Annotated in this window: 18 protein-coding genes; 4 read left to right on the plus strand and 14 right to left on the minus strand. The window is 66.2% G+C overall.

Annotated elements, in window-relative coordinates; genetic code table 11:
* Nucleotides 1-26: 26 nt before the first annotated feature.
* The 6 genes from AB0N05_RS17415 to AB0N05_RS17440 form a co-directional block, all read right to left on the minus strand.
* Entirely contained in the window at nt 27-803 is a 777-nt protein-coding gene (locus AB0N05_RS17415) for a sirohydrochlorin chelatase (protein ID WP_364694400.1), read from the minus strand.
* Nucleotides 800-2,206, minus strand: coding sequence for a uroporphyrinogen-III synthase (locus AB0N05_RS17420; protein ID WP_364694403.1), 1,407 nt, complete (start codon nt 2,204-2,206; stop codon nt 800-802). The genes AB0N05_RS17415 and AB0N05_RS17420 overlap by 4 nt, the downstream gene beginning before the upstream one ends.
* The gene (gene nirD, locus AB0N05_RS17425; RefSeq protein WP_364694406.1) at nt 2,203-2,595 is read right to left on the minus strand and encodes a nitrite reductase small subunit NirD; all 393 of its coding nucleotides are present in this window, start codon (nt 2,593-2,595) and stop codon (nt 2,203-2,205) included. Before nirD ends, AB0N05_RS17420 begins: the two co-directional genes overlap by 4 nt.
* A gap of 66 nt (nt 2,596-2,661) precedes the next feature.
* On the minus strand, nt 2,662-5,223 hold the full coding sequence (gene nirB / locus AB0N05_RS17430; protein ID WP_364694651.1) for a nitrite reductase large subunit NirB: 2,562 nt from the start codon (nt 5,221-5,223) through the stop codon (nt 2,662-2,664).
* A 34-nt stretch (nt 5,224-5,257) separates the two neighbouring features.
* Nucleotides 5,258-6,742 (minus strand): nitrate/nitrite transporter, encoded by a 1,485-nt coding sequence (locus AB0N05_RS17435; RefSeq protein WP_364694409.1) that lies wholly within the window; start codon nt 6,740-6,742, stop codon nt 5,258-5,260.
* 280 nt (nt 6,743-7,022) lie between these two features.
* A complete protein-coding gene (locus AB0N05_RS17440) occupies nt 7,023-8,174 on the minus strand; it encodes an MFS transporter (RefSeq protein ID WP_364694654.1) in 1,152 nt (383 codons plus the stop codon).
* Nucleotides 8,175-8,401: 227 nt separating this feature from the next.
* Between AB0N05_RS17440 and AB0N05_RS17445 the strand changes: the two genes are divergently transcribed.
* Both AB0N05_RS17445 and AB0N05_RS17450 read left to right on the plus strand, forming a co-directional pair.
* Complete coding sequence (locus AB0N05_RS17445; protein ID WP_364694412.1) at nt 8,402-9,073, plus strand: FadR/GntR family transcriptional regulator; 672 nt, start codon at nt 8,402-8,404, stop codon at nt 9,071-9,073.
* Nucleotides 9,074-9,269: 196 nt separating this feature from the next.
* The gene (locus AB0N05_RS17450) at nt 9,270-10,721 is read left to right on the plus strand and encodes an MFS transporter (RefSeq protein WP_364694415.1); all 1,452 of its coding nucleotides are present in this window, start codon (nt 9,270-9,272) and stop codon (nt 10,719-10,721) included.
* A gap of 71 nt (nt 10,722-10,792) precedes the next feature.
* Here the strand turns inward: AB0N05_RS17450 and AB0N05_RS17455 are convergent, their stop codons facing one another.
* From AB0N05_RS17455 to AB0N05_RS17475, 5 genes are all read right to left on the minus strand, one after another.
* Nucleotides 10,793-11,170 carry a VOC family protein gene (locus AB0N05_RS17455; protein WP_364694417.1) on the minus strand — a complete coding sequence of 126 codons (378 nt, stop codon included), beginning with the start codon at nt 11,168-11,170 and terminating at the stop codon, nt 10,793-10,795.
* A 31-nt stretch (nt 11,171-11,201) separates the two neighbouring features.
* Nucleotides 11,202-11,750 (minus strand): antibiotic biosynthesis monooxygenase, encoded by a 549-nt coding sequence (locus tag AB0N05_RS17460; protein WP_364694420.1) that lies wholly within the window; start codon nt 11,748-11,750, stop codon nt 11,202-11,204.
* 120 nt (nt 11,751-11,870) lie between these two features.
* Nucleotides 11,871-12,722 carry a TIGR02569 family protein gene (locus AB0N05_RS17465; protein ID WP_364694657.1) on the minus strand — a complete coding sequence of 284 codons (852 nt, stop codon included), beginning with the start codon at nt 12,720-12,722 and terminating at the stop codon, nt 11,871-11,873.
* A 374-nt stretch (nt 12,723-13,096) separates the two neighbouring features.
* Nucleotides 13,097-14,281: an adenylyltransferase/sulfurtransferase MoeZ gene (gene moeZ / locus AB0N05_RS17470; protein WP_364694423.1), complete on the minus strand. Its 1,185-nt coding sequence runs from the start codon at nt 14,279-14,281 to the stop codon at nt 13,097-13,099.
* A gap of 145 nt (nt 14,282-14,426) precedes the next feature.
* Nucleotides 14,427-15,518, minus strand: coding sequence for a DUF3152 domain-containing protein (locus AB0N05_RS17475; RefSeq protein ID WP_364694426.1), 1,092 nt, complete (start codon nt 15,516-15,518; stop codon nt 14,427-14,429).
* A 423-nt stretch (nt 15,519-15,941) separates the two neighbouring features.
* Here AB0N05_RS17475 and AB0N05_RS17480 point away from each other — a divergent pair, with 423 nt between their 5' ends.
* Nucleotides 15,942-16,607 (plus strand): TetR/AcrR family transcriptional regulator, encoded by a 666-nt coding sequence (locus AB0N05_RS17480; RefSeq protein WP_364694429.1) that lies wholly within the window; start codon nt 15,942-15,944, stop codon nt 16,605-16,607.
* Nucleotides 16,608-16,675: 68 nt separating this feature from the next.
* Here the strand turns inward: AB0N05_RS17480 and AB0N05_RS17485 are convergent, their stop codons facing one another.
* Both AB0N05_RS17485 and AB0N05_RS17490 read right to left on the minus strand, forming a co-directional pair.
* Complete coding sequence (locus AB0N05_RS17485; protein ID WP_364694432.1) at nt 16,676-16,903, minus strand: DUF3107 domain-containing protein; 228 nt, start codon at nt 16,901-16,903, stop codon at nt 16,676-16,678.
* Between the two features lie 116 nt (nt 16,904-17,019).
* Complete coding sequence (locus AB0N05_RS17490; RefSeq protein ID WP_364694435.1) at nt 17,020-17,709, minus strand: ferritin-like fold-containing protein; 690 nt, start codon at nt 17,707-17,709, stop codon at nt 17,020-17,022.
* Between the two features lie 138 nt (nt 17,710-17,847).
* Between AB0N05_RS17490 and AB0N05_RS17495 the strand changes: the two genes are divergently transcribed.
* Nucleotides 17,848-19,038, plus strand: coding sequence for an SGNH/GDSL hydrolase family protein (locus AB0N05_RS17495; RefSeq protein WP_364694438.1), 1,191 nt, complete (start codon nt 17,848-17,850; stop codon nt 19,036-19,038).
* A gap of 3 nt (nt 19,039-19,041) precedes the next feature.
* On the opposite strand, the gene AB0N05_RS17500 is transcribed toward AB0N05_RS17495, so the two are convergent.
* Nucleotides 19,042-20,076: an alpha/beta fold hydrolase gene (locus tag AB0N05_RS17500; protein ID WP_364694440.1), complete on the minus strand. Its 1,035-nt coding sequence runs from the start codon at nt 20,074-20,076 to the stop codon at nt 19,042-19,044.
* Nucleotides 20,077-20,501 lie beyond the last annotated feature (425 nt).

Here is a 20,501-nt window from a genome sequence, read left to right on the forward strand (position 1 = left end):
AATCCGGCGTTTCTCGTCAAAACACGTCAAGCTACGCGGGCGGCCGTCAGAGTCCTTGCGGCGGTGCGGTAGCGATCGATCAGCAAACGAACCACGGCGGGGTGGACGCCGATGGGCTCGGCTACGCCATCCGCGCCCGCATCGTGGAGGCGCTCGTGGAACAGCCCGTGCGCGAGCAGGTATGAGGCGATGAAGACTCGCCGGGCACCCGATTCACGCATGGCCGCAACAACTTCCGGCACGCGAGGTTCACCGGTGGCGATGTAGGCCGTCCGCACCGGAGCGCCGAGGCGTTCCGCCAGCAGCCCGGCGGCACGCCGAACATCCTCGCGCGCACGGGCATCCGAGGAACCGGCGGCGGCGAACACCACCGCGTCACCCGAACGCCAACCCGCATCACGCAGCCGCAGCTTCATGATCGCCGCGAGGGCCGGATCCGGACCCATGGCCTGGGTGACCGCGACCGCCTCATGGGCACTCGCGGCCACCTCTCGCGGCACATCCTGATATACGTGATAGCCCGAGGCGAGGAATGCCGGAACCACCACGGCGGGAACGGAACCCAGGTCCCCCAGCACCTCGGCAGGGGATGGTCCGAGCACGTCCACGAACGCGGTCCGCACGCGCGGCACCGGCAGCTCGAGCAAGGATGACGATGCGGCCCCGAAAGCCGCACCGGCATCTGCCTGTGGATGTGACGCCTCCAACTCGCGCGCCACGGCCTCGGCCAGCGAGGCGATCATCTGCACGCCACGCGCGCTCCTGGTGCCGTGCGCGACCAGGACCAGCGCCGGGCTACTCACCAGGCCCCCGGACCGTGCGCGCGCACCGGCACACCCGAACCGGTCACCGGTGGCTGGCCAGCGGGGTACTGCGCACTGGCAGTCCGGGCCGGGAAGATCGGGTTCGGGCGCGGGGCCACGGTGGCCGAAGGGAACTCGGGAGGCCGGGTCGCACCCGGAGTGCGAGGCAGTTCCGGCCGACTGCCGAGACCCGCGGTACGTCCCTGGAAGGGCTGCCGGGCAATCGGATTCGTGGCCACGGACAACTCCGGGCGCGGATCATCGGCGCATTCGGCCGGATCCAGGGCCAGGCGGTAGCCGCGCTTGACCACGGTCTGAATGGCCTTGGGCGAGCCCAACCCGGCACGCAGCCGGGCAATGGCGGTCTCCACGGCATGGGTGTCATCGCCGCCGCCGGGCAGGGCCGCCAGGAGATCCTCGCGGGAGACCACGCGGCCGGGCTGGCGGGCCAGCGAACGCATGAGCGCCATGGGCGCGGGGGCGAGCTGCCGGACCTGGCCGTCCACCACCACGCACGCGCCGCGCACGCTCAGAACATGACCGGCGGCCTGAATCCGGTTGGCGCGCCGGGGAAGTTCCTCGGCCACATGCCGGGCCAGTGCGCCCAGCCGGGCGCGACCGGGCATGGAGGTGGCCACGCCGAGCTCTTCCAGGGGCGCGGCCGTGATCGGGCCGACGCAGGCCGGGAGCACCCGGGTGCGCATGGCGTGCAGCACGGCTTCCAGGAGTCCGGTTTCCTTGGCGCGCATGAGCAGTGAGGCCACGGCCGGGGCGCTGGTGAAGGTCACGCAGTCGATACCGACGGTGACGATCGCCTCGATGAGGCGGTCCATCGGGATGCGGTCCTCCGGCGGAACCCACCGGTAGACCGGAACCGGAACCACATCGGCTCCGGCGCAACGCAATACCTCGCAGAAGTCCGGGACGGGCTCCCATTCGGTGGTCGCACCGTGCAGCTGCACCGCGATCCGCACGCCCTCGACCCCTTGGGCGAGCAGGTGATCCAGCACCTCGGCGCTGGATTCCGAAGCGGGAGACCACTCTTCGCGCAGCTCCGCCGCGCGGATGGCGCCCTTGGCCTTGGGACCGCGGGCCAGCAGCCGGGTACTGCCGAGCGTGATCCGCAGATCCTCGGCGATGCCCCAGCCCTCCGCGGCCTCCATCCAGCCGCGGAAGCCGATACCGGTGGTGGCCACCGCGATCTGCGGCGGATCGGCCACCAGCTGGCGGGTCACCCGCTCCAGCTCGGTGTCGTCGGACAGCGGAATGATCTTGATGGCGGGGGCGGTGACAATATTCGCGCCACGGCGCACCAGCAGGGTGGCGAGTTCTTCGGAACGGCGAGCGGCCGTGATACCGACCGTGAAACCAGCGAGCGGGATTCCCGCATCGACCTCGGTCATGCTGTACCACCGGGGAACGCCACCGGGTCATTGGATACCACGACCACACCGTCCAGCACGCGCACCGCGTACACCGGAACCGACATGTTCTCGTCGTCCAGGCAGCGCCCGTCGATCAGCGAGAAGGCCTGCTTGAGCAGTGGCGAAGCCACCACCGGCACGCCGCCGCGATCACCGACAATGCCGCGGGACATCACCGCCGCCCGGCCGAACGGATCGATATTGCCGACGGCGAACAGCGTGCCGTCCGTCGTCAAGAACAGGGCCGCCTGACGGCCGCCTTTCAACAACACCGCGACGCCGCGGCCCGGAATCAGATAGTCGAGTCGGCATGCCGGGGTCCAGCCGGTCGTGCTGGTAGCGGTGCCTGGTGTGTCGATTACGGTCATCGGTAACTCTCCTCCGAACGCCCTTGTCTATTGATACGGGCGCCCTGTTTCCATGCGGTTAAGCAGTCATTTCCCGTTCGTGGCGGACACGGTGCCGGTGCTCACAGCCGCGGCAGCCACCGGAAGCTCCGGAATGCCGAGCAGCACGGGGACCTTGCGCTCACCGCTGTCGTCGAAGGAAATGGTCGAATCGGCCTCGGTCGGCGCGTTCACGAAGGACACGAAGCGCGAGAGCTTCTCCTCGTCCTCCAGCACGGCCGCCCACTCGTCCCGGTAACCGGCGACATGGCGTTCCATGGTCGCCTCCAGATCGGCGGCGATGCCCAGGCTGTCCTCGCAGATGACGGCCTTGAGGTAATCGATGCCGCCCTCGAGGGCCTCCTGCCACGGCGCGGTGCGCTGCAGGCGGTCCGCGGTGCGGATGTAGAACATGAGGTAGCGGTCGATGTAGCTGATCAAGGTGTCGTCGTCCAGATCTCCGGCCAGCAGCACCGCGTGCTTCGGGGTGAGACCGCCATTGCCGCCGACGTACAGGTTCCAGCCGTGCTCGGTCGCGATGACGCCGACATCCTTGCCGCGCGCCTCCGCGCACTCGCGCGCGCAACCCGATACGGCCAGCTTCAGCTTGTGCGGGGAACGCAAACCGCGGTAACGCTTTTCGAGCAACACCGCCATGCCCACCGAATCCTGCTGACCGTAGCGGCACCAGGTGGAACCGACGCAGGACTTCACCGTGCGCAGCGACTTGCCGTAGGCGTGACCGGATTCCATGCCAGCGTCCACCAGGCGCTGCCAGATCAACGGCAACTGCTCGACCCGGGCGCCGAACAGGTCGATGCGCTGACCGCCGGTGACCTTCACGTACAGGCCGAACTCCTTGGCGACCTGACCGATGGTGATGAGCTGCTCGGCGGTCACCTCACCACCGGGCATGCGCGGCACCACCGAGTAGGTGCCGTTCTTCTGCAGGTTGGCCAGGAAGTGGTCATTGGTGTCCTGCAGGGCCGCCTGCTCGCCGTCCAGAATGTGATCGCTGGAGGTCGAGGCCAGGATGGAGGCGACCGTCGGCTTGCAGATATCGCAGCCGGATCCCTTGCCGTACTTGGTGATCAGGCCCGAGAAGGTCCGAATGCCGGTGGACTGCACAATGTGGAACAGCTCGGCGCGCGACTGCGAGAAGTGCTCGCACAGCGACTTGGAGACCTCGACGCCCGACTGCTCCAGCAGCTTCTTGAGCATGGGAACGCAACCGCCGCAGGAGGTTCCGGCATTGGTGCAGCTCTTGATGCCCGGGACATCGCACGCGCCGTCCGCGATCGCACCGCAGATCGCACCCTTGGAAACATTGTTGCAAGAGCAGATCTGGGCATCGTCGGGCAGCGCGTCCGCACCCAGTTCCGCACCGGCCGGGGAGATGAGCGCGGCCGGATCCGCCGGAAGCGGGCGGCCAACCAGCGGGCGCAGCGCCGAATACTGCGCGGCATCGCCGACCAGAATGCCGCCCAGCAGGGTCTTGGCATCATCGGAGACAACAAGTTTCGCGTAGGTGCCCTTGGCGGCATCGTGCAGCACCACCGACAGCGCGCCGTCGGTCTTGGCGTGCGCGTCACCGAAGCTGGCCACATCCACGCCGAGCAGCTTCAGCTTGGTCGACATGTCGGCGCCCGGGAATTCACCCGCGCCGCCGAGCAGACGGTCCGCGACCACCTCGGCGGTGCTGTAGCCGGGAGCGACCAGGCCGTAGCAAACCCCTTCCACCGCAGCGACTTCACCGATGGCGTAGATGTTCGGGTCCGAGGTGCGCAGGCCCAGGTCGGTGATCACGCCACCGCGCGGGCCGACCTCGATGCCGGAGACGCGGGCGATCTCATCACGCGGGCGGACACCGGCGGCGAACACCACCAGCGCGGCGCGCAGCTTCGACTCATCGGAGAACGAAACCTCGAGACGCTCGGAAAGCGGTGCGTCCCCGATGACTTCGATGGCCGAGGTGCCGACGCCGGTGTGCACCCGCAACCCCAGTTCGGAGACCAGCTGCTCCAGGATCGCGCCGCCGCCCTCGTCGATCTGGGCGGGCATGAGCCACTTGTTGAACTCGACCACGTGCGGGGTCATGCCCAGCAGGCGCAGCGCGTTCGCCGCCTCCAGGCCGAGCAGGCCACCGCCGACCACAATGCCGACCGCGCCCGGTCCGGCCGCCTCGGCCGCGGCCCGAATACCGTCGAGGTCCTCCAGGGTGCGGTAGACGAAGCAGCCCTCGGAGTCGTGACCCGGCACCGGCGGCACCCAGGCGTAGGAGCCGGTCGCCAGAACCAGTGCGTCATAACCGATCACGTCGCCGGTGGAGGTGGTGACCTTGCGGGCGGCGCGGTCGATGGTGTCGGCCTTCACGCCCAGGCGCAGATCGACCAGATCGTCACCGGCGTATTCATTACCCGGCAGCGCCAGATGCGCGGACTCCCAGACACCGACGTAGGCAGACAGTCCGACACGGTCGTAGGCGGGCAGCTTCTCCTCGCTGAGCACCACCACCTGCCAGGCGGCCGCCTCGTCGCGGGAGCGCAGGGCTTCCACGAAGCGGTGGCCGACCATGCCGTGCCCGATGACAACTGCGGTCTTACGTTCGATCGAGGTCATGAGAGTCCCTTTCGCAGTAGGGAAGTCAGGCGCGAGCCGACGAAGTGGACGAGGAGCCGGTGTTCTCGGATTCGGCTTGCAGCACCAGGGCTTCGGCCTCGACGACGACAGCGGTGTCACTGGAATCGGTAGCCAGCGAGCGCAGGCTCGGGCGGCGCATGAAGACCACCCAGCAGACCGCCGCGCACACCACGTAGAAGGCCATGAACACCCAGAACGCGGTGGTGGCCGACTTGGTGGAGGCGTAGGAGGAACGCAGCACCAGGTTGATGCCGACACCGCCCAGCGCGCCGATCGCGCCGACGAAACCGATGAGCGCGCCGGAGATGTTCTGCGCCCAAGCGGCGCGGGTGGCCGAATCACCGGGCAGGCTGCGGGATTTCGCCTCGAACACCGACGGGATGATCTTGGTGACCGCACCGTTGCCGAAACCGGAGATGACGAACAGCGCGGTGAAACCGATGATCAGCGCGACCAGCACACCGCCCTTCGGGCTGCCGGTGCTGTCACCCATGGTGCTGGCCACGGCCACCACCGCGGCCGCCGCGGTCATGGCGGCGAAGGTGTACAGCGTGACCTTGCTGCCGCCGATCTTGTCGGCCCACTTGCCGCCGTACGGACGAGCCAGCGAACCCAGCAGCGGACCCATGAACGCGATCTGCGCGGCATGCAGGGCGGCCTGCGGTGCGGTCGCGCCACCCGCCTTGAAACTGATCTGCAGCACCTGGCCGAACGCGAAGCTGTAGCCGATGAACGAACCGAAGGTGCCGATGTACAGGAACGCGATCGCCCACGACTGCGGCACTTTCAGCGCCTTCAGCATGTAGGACAGGTCGGCCTGCTGGTTCTTGACATTGTCCATGAACAGCGCCGCGCCGATCGCCGCCAGCACGATCAGAACCAAGTAGATGGCGCACACAACCGAGGCATTGCCGTACTTGTTGCCGACCGTGGCGATCACGGCCAGGCCGATCAGCTGCACCACCGGCACGCCGATATTGCCGCCGCCCGCGTTCATGCCCAGCGCCCAGCCCTTGAGCCGCTGCGGGTAGAAGACATTGATATTCGACATCGACGACGAGAAGTTGCCGCCGCCCAGACCCGCGAAGGCCGCGATGACCAGGAATGTCGTGTACGAGGTGCCCGGCTGGTTGATGAAGTACAGGGTCAGCAGCACCGGGATCAGCAGCGCCAGCGCGCTGAAGATGGTCCAGTTGCGACCGCCGAACTTCGCCGTGGCGACGGTGTACGGAATCCGCATGATGCCGCCGACCAGAGTCGGCACCGCACCCAGGAAGAACTTGCCCGCGGTGTCGATGTGGAAGACATCCTGCGGCATGAACAGCACCATGACCGACCAGATCGACCACACCGAGAACCCGATGTGCTCGGCGAATACCGACCAGATCAGATTGCGGCGCGCGATGTTCTTGCCACCGGCTTCCCAGGCAGCCACATCCTCGGCATCCCAATGCTCGATGTCATGGTTGCGCTTCAGCGTCGTCAACAAGGGTCCTCCTGAAATCGGATGACCCAAAGGTAGAAAACGGGTATTGCCGCAATGCTGCGCGGAATGACCGTCAAATCAACGGTTGCTCACGAATCCCCGGGATGCGGCGTGAGAATGGGCGGTATGTTTCGCCCGTGTGTCACAACGGTTTCCGTGTGTCACAAAGAGCCTGAAAACGCGAATGCGACCCGTGAGGTGAGAGCCCTGCCACACAGCATGGCCAATACCTCACGGGTCGGCAACTCGAACAGTGAATTAGTTCAGTGCCCGGAGCCCCGGGTCAGTTCCAGGTGTCCTCGAGCATGCGCGGCTTGCACGCCTGCCAGGCTCCGGCCAGCAGCACCAGCACCGCGACCACCAGGAAACCGAACGGAGCCAGCCACCCTCCGGTCATCGAATGCAGGGCACCGAACACCAGCGGCCCCACACATGCCACGAGGTAGCCCACGCCCTGCGTGAAGCCCGACAGCGCGGCCGAACCGGCGGCCGTGCGGGTGCGCAGATTGATCAAGGTCAATGCCATCGGGAAGGTGGACGGACCCAGACCCAGCAGCAGCACCCACAGCAGCGGCGCGCTCATGGGAGCGATCAGCAGTCCGGCGAAACCGCCGAAAAAGAAGACCGCACAACCGATCACGACCGGGAACGGGTTCACCATGCGTCCGGCCACCATCGGCGTGGAGAGCGCCGCCGCCAGGCCGATCAGCGCGAAGATGCCGACCATGCTGCCCGCGTACGCGGCGCTGGCTCCGGCGTCGGTGAAGATCGTCGGCATCCACGCGAACATGGCGTAGGTGATCAGCGAGGTCATGCCGAACATGAAGGCCATACCCCAGGCCAGCGGCGACCGCCAGGCTTGACCGGTGGCCTCGGCGGCCGTGGCGGGCAGGTCGGTGACATCCGCCAGGGCGGCCTGACGGCGAACCCGGAGCACGGCCAGCCACGGCACCATGGCGATCAGCGGCAGCACCGCCCACATGCCGAGCGAGACCCGCCAGCCGTGCGAGTCCGCGATCGGGACCGTGATCAGCGCCGGAATCACCGTGCCGAGCTGCACCATCACGATGTAGACCGCCGACAGCTGCGCCAGGCGATCCGAGAAGTAACGCTTGACCAGCGGCGGAATCACCACATTGCCGATGCCCATGCCGGTCAGCGCGACCGCGGAGAAGATCAGCAGCTCCCAGGTGTCGGGCACGATCGCGCGCACCGCGGTACCGATGGCGGTCAGCACCATGGCGGCCAGCGCGGTGGCTTCGAGGCCGAAACGCCTGGTCAGAATGGGGGTCAGCAGGCCTGCGGCGGCGAACATGAGGGTGGGGATCATGCCGAAGATGCCGACCACCGCGGTCGAATAGCCGATGTCATCGCCGATGCGGGCGGCCAGCGGCGAGAACGCGGTCACCGCGACGCGCAGGGTGAGCGCCGACATGAGGATGGCGGCGAGCACCAGAAGTCGTCCCTCTATGAGGGAGCGCTTGGTCGGCTGATGATGTTCGACGACCGGTCGCGTGGGCTCGACAATGGACTTCTGCCGGTTGGCAGAAGTAAGGCCCCGCTCCGGGGCCATCGTCTCGTTCAGCGTCGCAGTCACCACGAAATCATAGGATGACCCGATGATGTGATGCAAGGAATGTGAGGCACGGTACGCTGTCCCCTGTGCAACCAGTCCGGCGCACGAGCCTCATCGCCCAGGTGACAGAGCAGCTTCGTGCCGAAATCCGTTCCGGCCGTTGGCCCGTCGGCTCGCGTATCCCCACCGAGCCCGAGCTCACCGAGCTCACCGGCACCGGCCGCAATACCGTCCGCGAAGCCGTCCAGGCGCTCGTGCACGCAGGCATGGTCGAACGACGTCAGGGCTCCGGCACCTACGTGACCTCGACCTCCAGCCTCGGCGGCGCGCTCACCGAATACTTCGCCGAGTCCCAGCAGCGCGACATCCTCGAACTGCGCCGCGCCCTCGACACCACGGCCGCCTCCCTGGCCGCGAGCCGTCGCGACGCCGCCGATATCGCCAACCTCGAGCAACTCCTCGAGGAGCGGCGGATCACCTGGGACACCGACTTCGAGGCCGCCATCGACGCCGATGTGCAACTGCACCGCGCCATCGTGGTCGCCAGCCACAATGCGGTATATCTGGAGTTCTACGACTCCCTGCTGCCCGTCATCGAGGCCGGTATCCGGTCCCGCTCCGACAAGGGCGGCGAGGCGTACCACGCCGAGCACACCGAACTGGTGCAGGCGGTCATCGACGCGGATCCCGAGCGCGCGGCCCGAGCGGCCAACTGCTTCCTCGGCTCACTCATCGCCGAATATCCGGACGCTCGATAAGAATTCGCGGTAACCGAACGGTCACCGTGTAAATCCCCTAACAGTGAGCCGGAATTACCTTCCGCGTCACCGAAAGCCACCTGGGCGTAATCACTCCTTCGTACGGTTGTCCCGACCGCAGCGACTCTCCCCGCACGCAATCCACACCCGGAGAGAAACGATGAGGGCGGTCGACAGCTCGAGAGGAAAGCTGCTCATGGCAACCGTAGAGGCGCCGGAAACGTCCATCGACTTCCAGAAACGCGGCCGTTGGCTCGACCGCTGGGAACCCGATAACAATGAATTCTGGGAAAACGGCGGGAAACAGACCGCTCGAAAGAATTTGATGTTCTCCGTATTCGCAGAAAATCTCGGGTTCAGCATCTGGGTTATCTGGGGAAGCGTCGTCGTCTCCATGGGGGCCGCCGGATTCGCGTTCCTCGGCAAGAACAATCCGGACGCCGTGAGCAACGCACTGCTGCTGACCTCGACACCCACCCTGGTCGGCGCGGCACTGCGCGTCCCCTACACCTTCGCCATCCCGCGCTTCGGCGGGCGCGCCTTCACCGCGTTCAGCGCCGCCCTGCTATTGCTGCCCGTGCTCGGCCTGACCTGGTTCATCAACCAGCCCGCCACACCCATGTGGGTGTTCATGCTGCTGGCCGCACTCGCCGGTGTCGGCGGCGGTAACTTCTCCTCGTCCATGGCGAACATCAACTTCTTCTTCCCCGAGGGGAAGAAGGGTGCGGCCCTGGGCATCAATGCCGCGGGCGGCAATCTCGGTGTCGCACAGACCCAGCTGTTCGTACCGCTGGTGATCACCCTCGGCACCCACCTCATGGCCAAGGACGCGGCCGGCTACCGCTTCGGCATCACTCTCGCGCTGCTCATGTGGATTCCGTTCATCCTGGTCGCCGTGTTCGGCGCGCTGCGGTACATGGACTCCATCTCCGGCGCGAAATCCGATGGCAAGTCGTACAAGCTGGCACTGACCAACCGGCACACCTGGATCATGTCGGTGCTCTACATCGGCACCTTCGGTTCCTTCATCGGCTTCTCCTTCGCCTTCCCGACCCTGCTCAAGGCCAACTTCCCGGACCTCGCCAAGATCGGCTGGATGAGCACCATCGGCAACCTGGCCTTCCTCGGTGCGCTGGTCGGCTCGATGAGCCGTCCGTTCGGTGGCTGGATCTCCGACAAGGTCGGCGGCGCGAAGATGACGCTGTACGTCTTCGGCGGCATGTCGCTCGCCACCCTGCTGATCATGGCGGCGCTGGCGGCCAAGAGCTTCCCGCTCTACCTGACCGCCTTCCTGCTGCTGTTCGTGCTGACCGGCATCGGCAATGGCTCCACCTACCGCATGATCCCGTCCATCTTCAGCGCGGAAGCCAAGCGACGCGCCTCGGAATACGGTCAGGATCCGTCCGAGGCACTGATCTCGGCCAAGCGTCAGGCGGGTGCGGCCATCGGTGTGATCGGCGCGATCGGCGCATCGGGCGGCTGGCTGGTGCAGCAGGCGCTGCGCCTGTCGAACGTGCACTACCACTCCATGAACCCGGCCTTCACCGCCTACGCCGTGGTCTTCCTCGGCATGGCCGCCGCCACCTGGTTCTTCTACCTCCGCACCTCCTTCGCCCGAGTCCCGTCCCTCGCCTACGCCAACGTCTGACCCCGAAAACGACTGTCGCGCCGCACGAATCATTCGTGCGGCGCGACGGTCGTTTCGGAAGTGAGAAGTGCTCAGCCCCGAAGCTGGAGCAGGCCGAGCGAGTTCTTGCTCGGATCCTCGAACCAGGCGGCGAGCGCGAAGCCGACATCGGCAATGCCGTCCACCGTGTTCAGATCGGGAAACTCGAGGATTTCGACCCCACGGGCGCGCAGCTCGGCGACCTCGGCGGCGATATCGTCCACCCGCCAGCTCACCTGTGTGGCTTCGTCTTTGGTGCCGGTGCTGCTCTTGGTGACCACGATCCTCGAGTCACCGCCGCAGCCGAAGGTGATGAACTGTTCACCATCCTCGAACAGGACTTCCAGGCCCAGCTTGGTGCCATAGAACTCCCTGGCCACCTCCAGGTCGGTCACCAGCAGCAGCGGGTCGACGGGTTGTTTGCTCAGCATGGAAGATCTCCGAATCTGTTGTTGCGCGCGGTCACCGGCGTAGCCAGGAGCCGAGACGGTTGGTGAGCGCGGGCATGAGCACCCACGTCATGAACGGGATGGTCAAGCCCATGGTCAGCAGCATGCCGACCGCCAGGGGCCAGGTGTGGGTGATCGGTCTGAGCAGGATGCCGAGACCCAGGACGATCGGATAGAGCGCGGCCAGGGTGAGCACCGCCATCTTCCAGCGCTTGGGTGGAACCGGCGGTGCATAGCCGGGATTGACGAACCAGCCCTCCCAGCCATTGACGGCGCGCACGGTTTCGGGGCGGCCGTCATCGAGCAGGTCGTCTATCCGCCCCACCAGCCGATGGCGCTCCTCGGACGCCATCCACGCCTCATGCTCGGCCTGGCCGCGGTAACGAAAGATGATCTGATAGATCCCGCCCGCATCGGGGCGCAGCACGTCGACACCGAGATGTCCGTCGAATCCGCGTGCCACGGAGATGATTTCATGGAGCAGCCCCTCGAACTCGGCCACCTTGGGTGCGGGCACCTCGCGGCTGACCTGGGTACTGACGGGCTCTGGCTGATCGGCCACCGAACTCGATTCACTTCACTGGTAACTCAGCGACGGTCTTCCGCCGAATTACATGATTACATCGCAAATCCCCGGGGCGCGAGGGGTTTCCGCTCCGGGTGAAACGTATATCGAATCCGGCTAGAGCATCAGGCGAATCATGTCGGCCGTATGCGCCAAGCCCGGGAAGGCCTCCGGGGTCGAGCGCGGGTGCAGGGCATGCACCGCGAGCCGGAACATGACCGCGCGCACCAGCATCTGCGGCCATTCGGGGAGATCACCCCAGCGCTGGAGGAGTCCATCATCGGCCCCGCCCCAGGACAGCGCATCCACCACGATCACGGCGGCAGCCCACGGCGCGGGCCGCCAATACGGGGTGATGTCGGTGAGCCCCGGCGCGAAAGACCCGGAGAACAACACGGTTCCGAACAGATCGCCATGCACCAGCTGCGCGGGGGTCGCCACCGGCTTCCGCAGCGTCGACAGCTGCGTGATCGTATGCAGACTCCGGTCACCATCCGGAGAGGTCGCGGGCAACATCCCGCCGAGCTTGAGGCTGCGCAGCGGCACCGCCTCCCACGCCGCGCGATCCGCCGCGGCGAACACATCCACATCCACCCATGGCGCGACCGGCGGCTGCGAGAGGAACCGCGGCCGCTCCAGCGCCGCCGTCACCTGATGTAGTCGCAGCGATAGCGACACCACCTCGTCATGCCGTGGTTCCGGCACGCCCTCGAGGTAAGTGTCAGCCCGCCAACCGGACACGACATAGCGACCGTCCGTCGCCCGCACCGGCCGCGCCAGGCGGATGCCGTCCACGCGCAGGTTCTCGCGCACCTTCGCCGACCAGGCGGCGCGGGCGTGATCGGTCACCGGGCTGAGGACCACATCGCCGCATCGCCAGCCACCGTCCCAGTTCCCCGATGGAACCGGCACTATCTCGCGCAACCCGAAGGTCGAGCGCACATGCTCGGGAGGTTCCACAGCAGTCATGGTCACGCGCGTACGGTACCGCTGTCCCCGTTTTCGAATCGGACGCCACACCGAACCACCACTTGGTCCGATGACATGCTGAAACACTCCCGAGACCACTCCCCCGAAAACTCCCACGCCCGATTCAGACTGCATGCCTTCTCGACAGTTGCACGCCTTACAACCCCCGCAGCTGTCGAGAAGGCCTGCAGCTTGCCTACTCCGACGTCATGGCTGGTCAGCTCCGGTGGTTGCTCGAAAAACCCAGGCGGCCCAGAACTTTGGTTCCCCGCCGAGTCCTGGTCGAACTTCCTCAACAGCGGGATCTGGAAGCACGGCCGGTAAGCAGTGCGCCCGGTGCCGAATTCGGCACCGGGCGCGATCAGAGTGGGTTCTCAGTACACCGGGAGACTGGGATCCACCTGATTGGCCCAGGCGATGATGCCGCCCTGGAGATGCGTGGCGTCGGAGAAGCCCGCGTTCTTCAGCGCGGCCAGGGCCTCGGCCGAACGGATGCCGGTCTTGCAGTGCAGCACGATCGGGCGGTTCTGCGGGAGTTCGGCCAGGGCCTCACCGGTCAGAATGCGGTCCTTGGGAATCAAGGTCGCGCCGTCGATGCGGACGATGTCCCATTCGACCGGCTCGCGCACGTCGATGATGGCGACGTCCTTGCCCGCGTCGAGCATTTCCTTGAGCTCGCGGGCGGTGATGGTGGAACCCGCGGCGGCCGCCATGCCCTCCTCGGACACCACGCCGCAGAAGGCGTCGTAGTCGATGAGTTCGGTAATCGGCTCGCGAGCGGGATCGCGGCGCAGCTTGATGGTGCGGTAGGTCATGTCGAGTGCGTCGTAGACCATCAGACGACCGAGGAGCGGGTCGCCCATGCCGGTGAGCAACTTGATCGCCTCGGTGACCATGATCGAGCCGATGGAGGCGCACAGCACGCCCAGCACGCCGCCCTCGGCGCAGGAGGGAACCATGCCCGGCGGCGGGGCCTCCGGGTAGAGGTCGCGGTAGTTGAGGCCGCGATTGTCGGGGGCGTCTTCCCAGAAGACGGACACCTGACCCTCGAAGCGGTAGATGGAGCCCCACACATAGGGCTTACCGGCGAGCACCGCGGCGTCATTGACGAGATAGCGGGTGGCGAAGTTGTCGGTGCCGTCCACGATCAAGTCGTAGCGGGAGAACAACTCGATCGCATTGTCGGGTTCCAGGCGAATCTTGTGCAGCTCCACAGTGATTCCGGAATTGATCTCCAGAATCGAATCGCGGGCGCTGTCCGCCTTGGAACGGCCGATATCGGATTCGCCGTGAATGATCTGGCGTTGCAGATTCGAGGCATCCACCTCGTCGAACTCCACAATGCCGAGCGTGCCCACACCGGCGGCGGCCAGATACAGCAGCGCCGGAGAGCCGAGACCACCCGCGCCGATCACCAGCACGCGCGCGTTCTTCAAACGTTTCTGACCGATGACCCCGAGATCCGGGATGATCAGATGGCGGCTGTAGCGGGCGACCTCGTCCTTGGTCAGCTCCGCGGCCGGCTCCACCAGGGGCGGCAAGGACTGATGCGATGACACGTCTGCGGACTCCTCATTCGAATTCGCCGAATACTCGCGGCGAGAGGTGCAACACCGCTATATGGATCGTTCTTCCCGAGCCTACGACTCGGAGGGGACTCTTGATTCTCAGGGGCAAGCCCCTGAAACCCCAGGATCGGAGAGGCTAGGCCCGGGGATACGGCCAGGGGTTGAACTTGCAGGTCTTGCCGTCCATGGGCACCACGCCCTCGGGATCGAGCCTGGCTATGTCGTTGTTCTTGGTGCCGAAGGTCTGCTGCATCATGACCGGCGCGAGGCCGCCGTCGGTATCGCACGGCTGATGCTCGTGATAGCCGATGGCATGCCCGACCTCGTGATTGATCTGGTACTGCCGATACGAGCCGACGTCACCTTCGAAGGCGAGAGCGCCGCGCACCCAGCGCACCTCCGACAACACCACGCGGCCGAGATCGGCGTTGTAGCAGGAAGAGTCGATGGGGATCTCGAAACCGCAGGACTTGCGGGTGGTGTCGCGGGAGGTCAGCGAGATCCGGAAATCCGGGTCACCGGCATCGATGCGGCGCATGGCGAAACGCGAATCATGGTTCCAACTCTTGGGATTCGACAGGGTGGCGTCGACCATCTTGCCGACCGCCTCGTCACCGCCGAAACCGGAAGTGTCCACGCCGTCCTCGATTTCGACGGTGTAGTTGAAGATGTGCTCGGTGCCCTGACCGACCTGTCCGGTGGTGCCCGGCACCACATGCCAGGTACCCGCCCCCGCATCGGCGTACGGGCCACCGCCGGGCACCGCGCCCGCGGGCATATCGCTGCCGAATTTGCCGTCGCCCTTGGGCGGTGCGCCGATAATGCCGGAGGTCCCGGTCGAATGATCGCTCAAACGCCCGAAACCGGGCATTCCGGCGACGCTATCGCCACTGGTGCGCAAGGCATCCACCGCCACCAGCACGGTCACCACCAAGAGCACCGGCAGCGCATACGCGCGCCAGCCATAGGCATTGACGAAGCGGCCCAGCGCGCTCTGCTTCTTGGTCTCGCGCTCCGGGCGCGGGCGGGGGCGAGCGTCCTGCGGCGGTGCGGTCGGATCCCAGCGTGCCCGCAAGGGCTGATGCGGTTGCGGGAGGCGATCACCGGCGGGAACGGGGAGTCCCGCTGTGCCGGTCCGGGATTCACCGTTTCCGCTATTGCCGTTCCCGGCCCCATTGCCATTACCGGTGGCGGCGCCATTTCCGGGAGTGCCACTCTCGGTATACAAACCGAGCGGATCGTAAATCGGGCCGGTCGGTCTTCCTCGCCGCTTCGAACCGGCCGCCCGCGGCGCGCCGGCTCCCACGGGGCGGCGTGCGTCGCGCCCGCCGGAATCACTGCCCCCAAGGTCGGTCACGCCCATCAGACTCTCATAGAGCGCGCCCGCTCACAGAGGGGCCGGGTGCGCAGTCCGGATAGCTGCGAGATATCTCACTCGAAAAGCGGTACATGTCACAAATTCGGACATGTCTAGCGCGGTTGTGACCGGCCTCGCATAATGACTGCGGCGATCTCTCATCAAAGATCGCAATCCAATATTCGGAACCTGGATCGGCACCGGCCCCGTGAGCGAGTATCGTTCGTGGGATACCCGGCGACATCCTTCCCGCTGGGCTGGGTATCGAGCAAGACTGACTGGGAGATTCGGAAAATGACTGACCTCGTGGACCGGATGACCGCATCCCGCATGTCATCCGAGGCCATGGCGCCGAGCAAGCGCGGCACCCGACTGCCCCGTGAGGCGCGGCGCGCACAGCTCCTCGCCGCCGCGAGTGAAGTCTTCGTGATGCGTGGCTACCACGCCTCCGGGATGGACGAGATCTCGCAATGCGCCGGCGTCAGCAAACCCGTGCTGTACCAGCACTTCTCGAGCAAGCTCGAGTTGTACCTGGCGGTGCTGCAGAACTATGTCGACGCCCTGGTGTCGAGCGTGCGCCAGGCGCTGCGCTCCACCACCGACAATAAGCAGCGTGTGCGCGCCGCCGTACAGGCCTATTTCGACTTCGTGGATCACGAAACCCAGGGTTTCCGCCTGGTCTTCGAATCCGACCTCACCAATGAGCCGCAGGTGCAACGGCGCGTGGAGCAGGCCACCGAGGCGTGTGTGGACGCGGTCTTCGACCTCGTCGCCCACGACTCCGGCTTGGATCCCTACCGCGCCCGCGTGCTGGCCGTAGGCCTGGTCGGCGCAAGCCAATTCAGTGCGCGCTACTGGCTCGAAGCCGATCGCCCGATCCCCAAGGAAGAAGCGGTCGACACCACCGTCGCACTCTGCTGGGGCGGCCTCAAGCACGTCCCGCTGCACCCGATCGACTGATTCGACTTACCGAAAGCAATTGCCCCCGTTGAGATTCTCAACGGGGGCAATTGCTTTTGTTCTCAACTTCAGACGGCGGCGAAGCCGACCTTGCCGGAGGTCGAGGTGCCGATCTCGACGTAGGCGACCTTGGCGGCCTGGATCAGGTACTTGCGGCCCTTCTCATCGGTCAGCGACACGACGCCGCTCTCGCCCGCGAGTGCACCGGAGACCACAGCCTCGACCTCTTCAGGGGTCTGCGAGCTGATGATGATCAGTTCACGCGGGCTATCCGAAATACCGATCTTGACCTCCACGGCCAACCTCCGAACCTAGAGTCCTGTGCTGTCTTGATCAGGTTAGTGCAGCGCGAGGCGTCCCCGGCAGGGACGGCCCTCCGCTCTGAGCGAACTCGCCGAAGCGCCGCGGCTTCCTAGCCGAGCCCGAGCACGTGCATGCGCTCGGCGTGGCTGTCCTGCATGCGCTCGAAGAGGGTCGCGATGCCGTTCAGGTCGCCGGTCGCGCTGAGCACCAGATCGGTGAGCTCATCGCGCTGCGCCATGACGTACTGCGCCTGCGTGATGGCCTCACCCAGGAGGCGGCGTCCCCAGAGGGTGAGCCGGTCGCGCTCGGAGCGGTTCTGCGCGACCGCGGTGCGCACCTCCTCGATCACGAACTCGGAATGGCTGGTCTCGGCCAGCACGTCCCGCACCACGTCGGCGACCTCGGGAGCCAGGGCGCCGGCGATCTCGGTATAGAAGTCGGCGGCGATGCCGTCACCGACATAGAACTTGACCATCGACTCCAGCCAGGTGGAGGGGTCGGTGGAGGCGTGATAGGCGTCCAGGGCGCGCACGAAGGGAGCCATGCCGTCGAAGACGTCCACGCCGCGTTCGGCGAGCGCCTTCTCGAGGGTCTTGAAATGCTCCATCTCATTGGCGGCCATCTTGGCGACGGCGACCTTGCCGCGCAGTGTCGGCGACAGCTTGGCCTCTTCGGCCAGCCGGTAGAAGGCGGAAATCTCGCCATAGGCGAGAACCGCGAACAAGTCGGTGATTCCGGGTTGTGTGGCGTCCGACGGCCCCGACCCGACGCCCAGCGCAGTAGACGAATTTGCTCCCATGAGTCCCCACCCTAGCCCGCTCGGGTGAAGCCCATTCACCCATCGGCGACAGCTCGCCGGGCGTACGCTCGGTTGGTTCGAAAAGCATTGTGCCACTTGAATTTTCATGATCAAACCAGCGCAGCTTCGGAGTTCGCCATGCCCATCGCAATTCAGAACCTCATCATCCTCGGCGACAGCCTGTCCGATATCGGCATCAAACGCGAAGCGCCCACCGGCCTGTTCGCCCGAGCCGCCGGATTCATGCGCACCAATGAAGTCGGCCGCTACAGCGACGGCAAGAATTGGACCGATTTCCTGGTCGAATGGATGGGCGGCGAATCACTCATTCGCGAGGATAAGAAGCAGACCGAACGTGCGACCGCGGTACACCGCGAACTGAGCAAGGAATCGCTGATTCTCAGCACCAATGTCGGAGGCCAGCTGCCGGTGCGCTACTCCAACTACGCCGAGGGCGGGGCCATCGCGGCCTCGGACTGGAAGCCCAAGGCCGGTGCGCTCACCTACCTGAAGAGCCAGGTCGCGAGGTATGTCGACGAGCGCCGCGCCATGGGCAACCATTACACCGGCGACACGCTGCACATCGTCTGGATCGGACTCAATGACATCGTCACCGCCCAAAGACCGGAGGGCATGGAACTCGGACCCCAGGCGGCGGCAACCCACGAACCGGTCGACGTCCCCGATCAATCGACCGCTGGCACCGGAATCACCCCGCTGACGCAGGAGATCAAACGGGAGATCAACCGCATCGCCGATGTGTTCGGCCCACAGCACGAGCATTTCATCCTGGTCGATCTGCCCGCCCCCGGCGTCTCGATCCGATTCCAGGAGAAGATCGCCGACAAGGGTGAATGGGCAGCGGCGGAGGACGCCCGCAAGGTGGCGCGGTTCAACGAACTGCTCGCCGCCCTGACCGCGCATTGGCCGCCGACGAGTTGGAACACGCCCAAGGTCACGAAAGAGAAGCCCTCCTTCGGCGCCTCCGAGGTAACCCCGGTCGGCGGCGCGGATCCCACTCACGTCAGCAGGGTGCGCATGGCCGACTGGATGAAGGTGGTCTCGGCCGATCCGAAGGCCTTCAACCTCGTCGGGCTCCCCCAATCGCACGGTCCGGTCCGCTATCTCGGCGCACCCGAACCGATGACCGATCCGGGCCTGCGCCGCGCCCTGACCACCAGCGATCTCGCCCACCCGACGGAAGCGGTGTACGAGCTCATCGGGCGGCAGATCGTCGACACGGCCATGGCCAAGGGCTACCAACTGGGCAAGCTCGACCCCGGATCCTGGCCCGGAAAGCGGCCGTTCCCAACGGTTCCCGGAATCTAGCGGTCAGGCCAGATCGCGCAGGAACTTGTCCAGATACGTCCACGTGGTCTCGCGGGCGATGAGAATGCCGAGGTGCGAACCGGGTGCGGTCTCGTACCGCACCTCCGGCGCCCCGGTCAGCGTGGTGGTGCCGTGCTCGACCGCGGCGGCCGGGGTGATGACATCGGAGGGGCCGCCGACCAGCAGCACCGGCACATTCACCGCGGCGAGGGCGATCTCGCGCTCACCGAGGTGCACGACGCCCTGGCCGATGTCGTTATTGAGCATGAAGCGGCCCCACAGCTGGTTGTAGAACCGGCCCGGATAGCCGGGCAGTGCGTTCTGGAACCGGTCGATGGTCTCCATCCGGGCCAGCGTCGCGGTGTCGGCGAGATTGCTCGCAATGAAGAAGGGGCGCTTGAGTTCTCGATCCCACGCGGTGGCGCGGTAGGCGACCCGGGTCAGCCGCGCGGAGACGCCGCCGACCGCGCGAATCGCGGCCGTGGCGGTGCGCCCGCCATCGAGGCGGGCCAGCGCGCGCAGCTCCCGCACGCCGACCATGTGGTTGTAGCTCAGCGGTGCGCCGACCGCGGTGATCGACCGGATGGGCAGCGATTGATCGGCGGCGGCGGTCAGCAGGGCGAGGACGCCGCCGATGGACCAGCCCACCAGATCGACCGGCCGCCCGCCGCGATCGGCGGACACCTGGCGAATGGCCTCGGGCAGGATGTCGTCGATCCAGTCCTCGAAGCCCATGCGGCGGTCCTCGAAACCGATCTCGCCATAATCGACCAGGTAGGGGGCATTGCCGGTCTCGAGCAGGAAGCGCGCCAGGCTCTGATCGGGACGCAGGTCGAAGCAGAAGGCGGGCGCGGCGAGCGGCGGCACCAGCAGGACGGCCGGGGCATCGTCGGCGGCGCCGTCGTAGCGGCGCAACTCGCGATGCGGGGCGTCGGACAGTACCGTCGACGGGGTGGGTTCGGGGGCTTCGATGCCCTCGCCGAAGGTCAGGTTCCACGCATTGCGCGCGGCGGTGCTCACCGTGTCTGCCAAGCTCACCCGCCCAACTTCGCACATACTGGTACACCTTGTAACACATATGTGAGCAATCCAACTGTCAATGGGGCCAGGCGGGCCCCGCGGCCGGTGAATTGCGGTGCGGCGCAGCCCTTAACGCCGATGCGAAGCGGCGCGCCCATGCCGGAAAACCACCCGGCACCGCGCCTACCAGGGCAGTAACGCCCCACATTTGCCATGGCGGAAATCGAGGCGAAGCCCGTATCACGCTACAATCTCAGCGGACAGCGAATATGACATCGCGCCCGACCGAGTTTTCCGGCAGCTCCGATTGCAGCGGCCGCCGCGTGAACCCGGGCTCGATGCCCGTAGTCCAGGAAAATGTGCGCGCACTCAGATCCTCCCATTGCACGCCGCGCCAGGTAGATGCCCTCTCGAGAAACCGGATGGGCATCCCGCAGCGGCGA

This window comes from Nocardia sp. NPDC051030 (assembly GCF_040683015.1).
Classification (GTDB): Bacteria; Actinomycetota; Actinomycetes; order Mycobacteriales; family Mycobacteriaceae; genus Nocardia.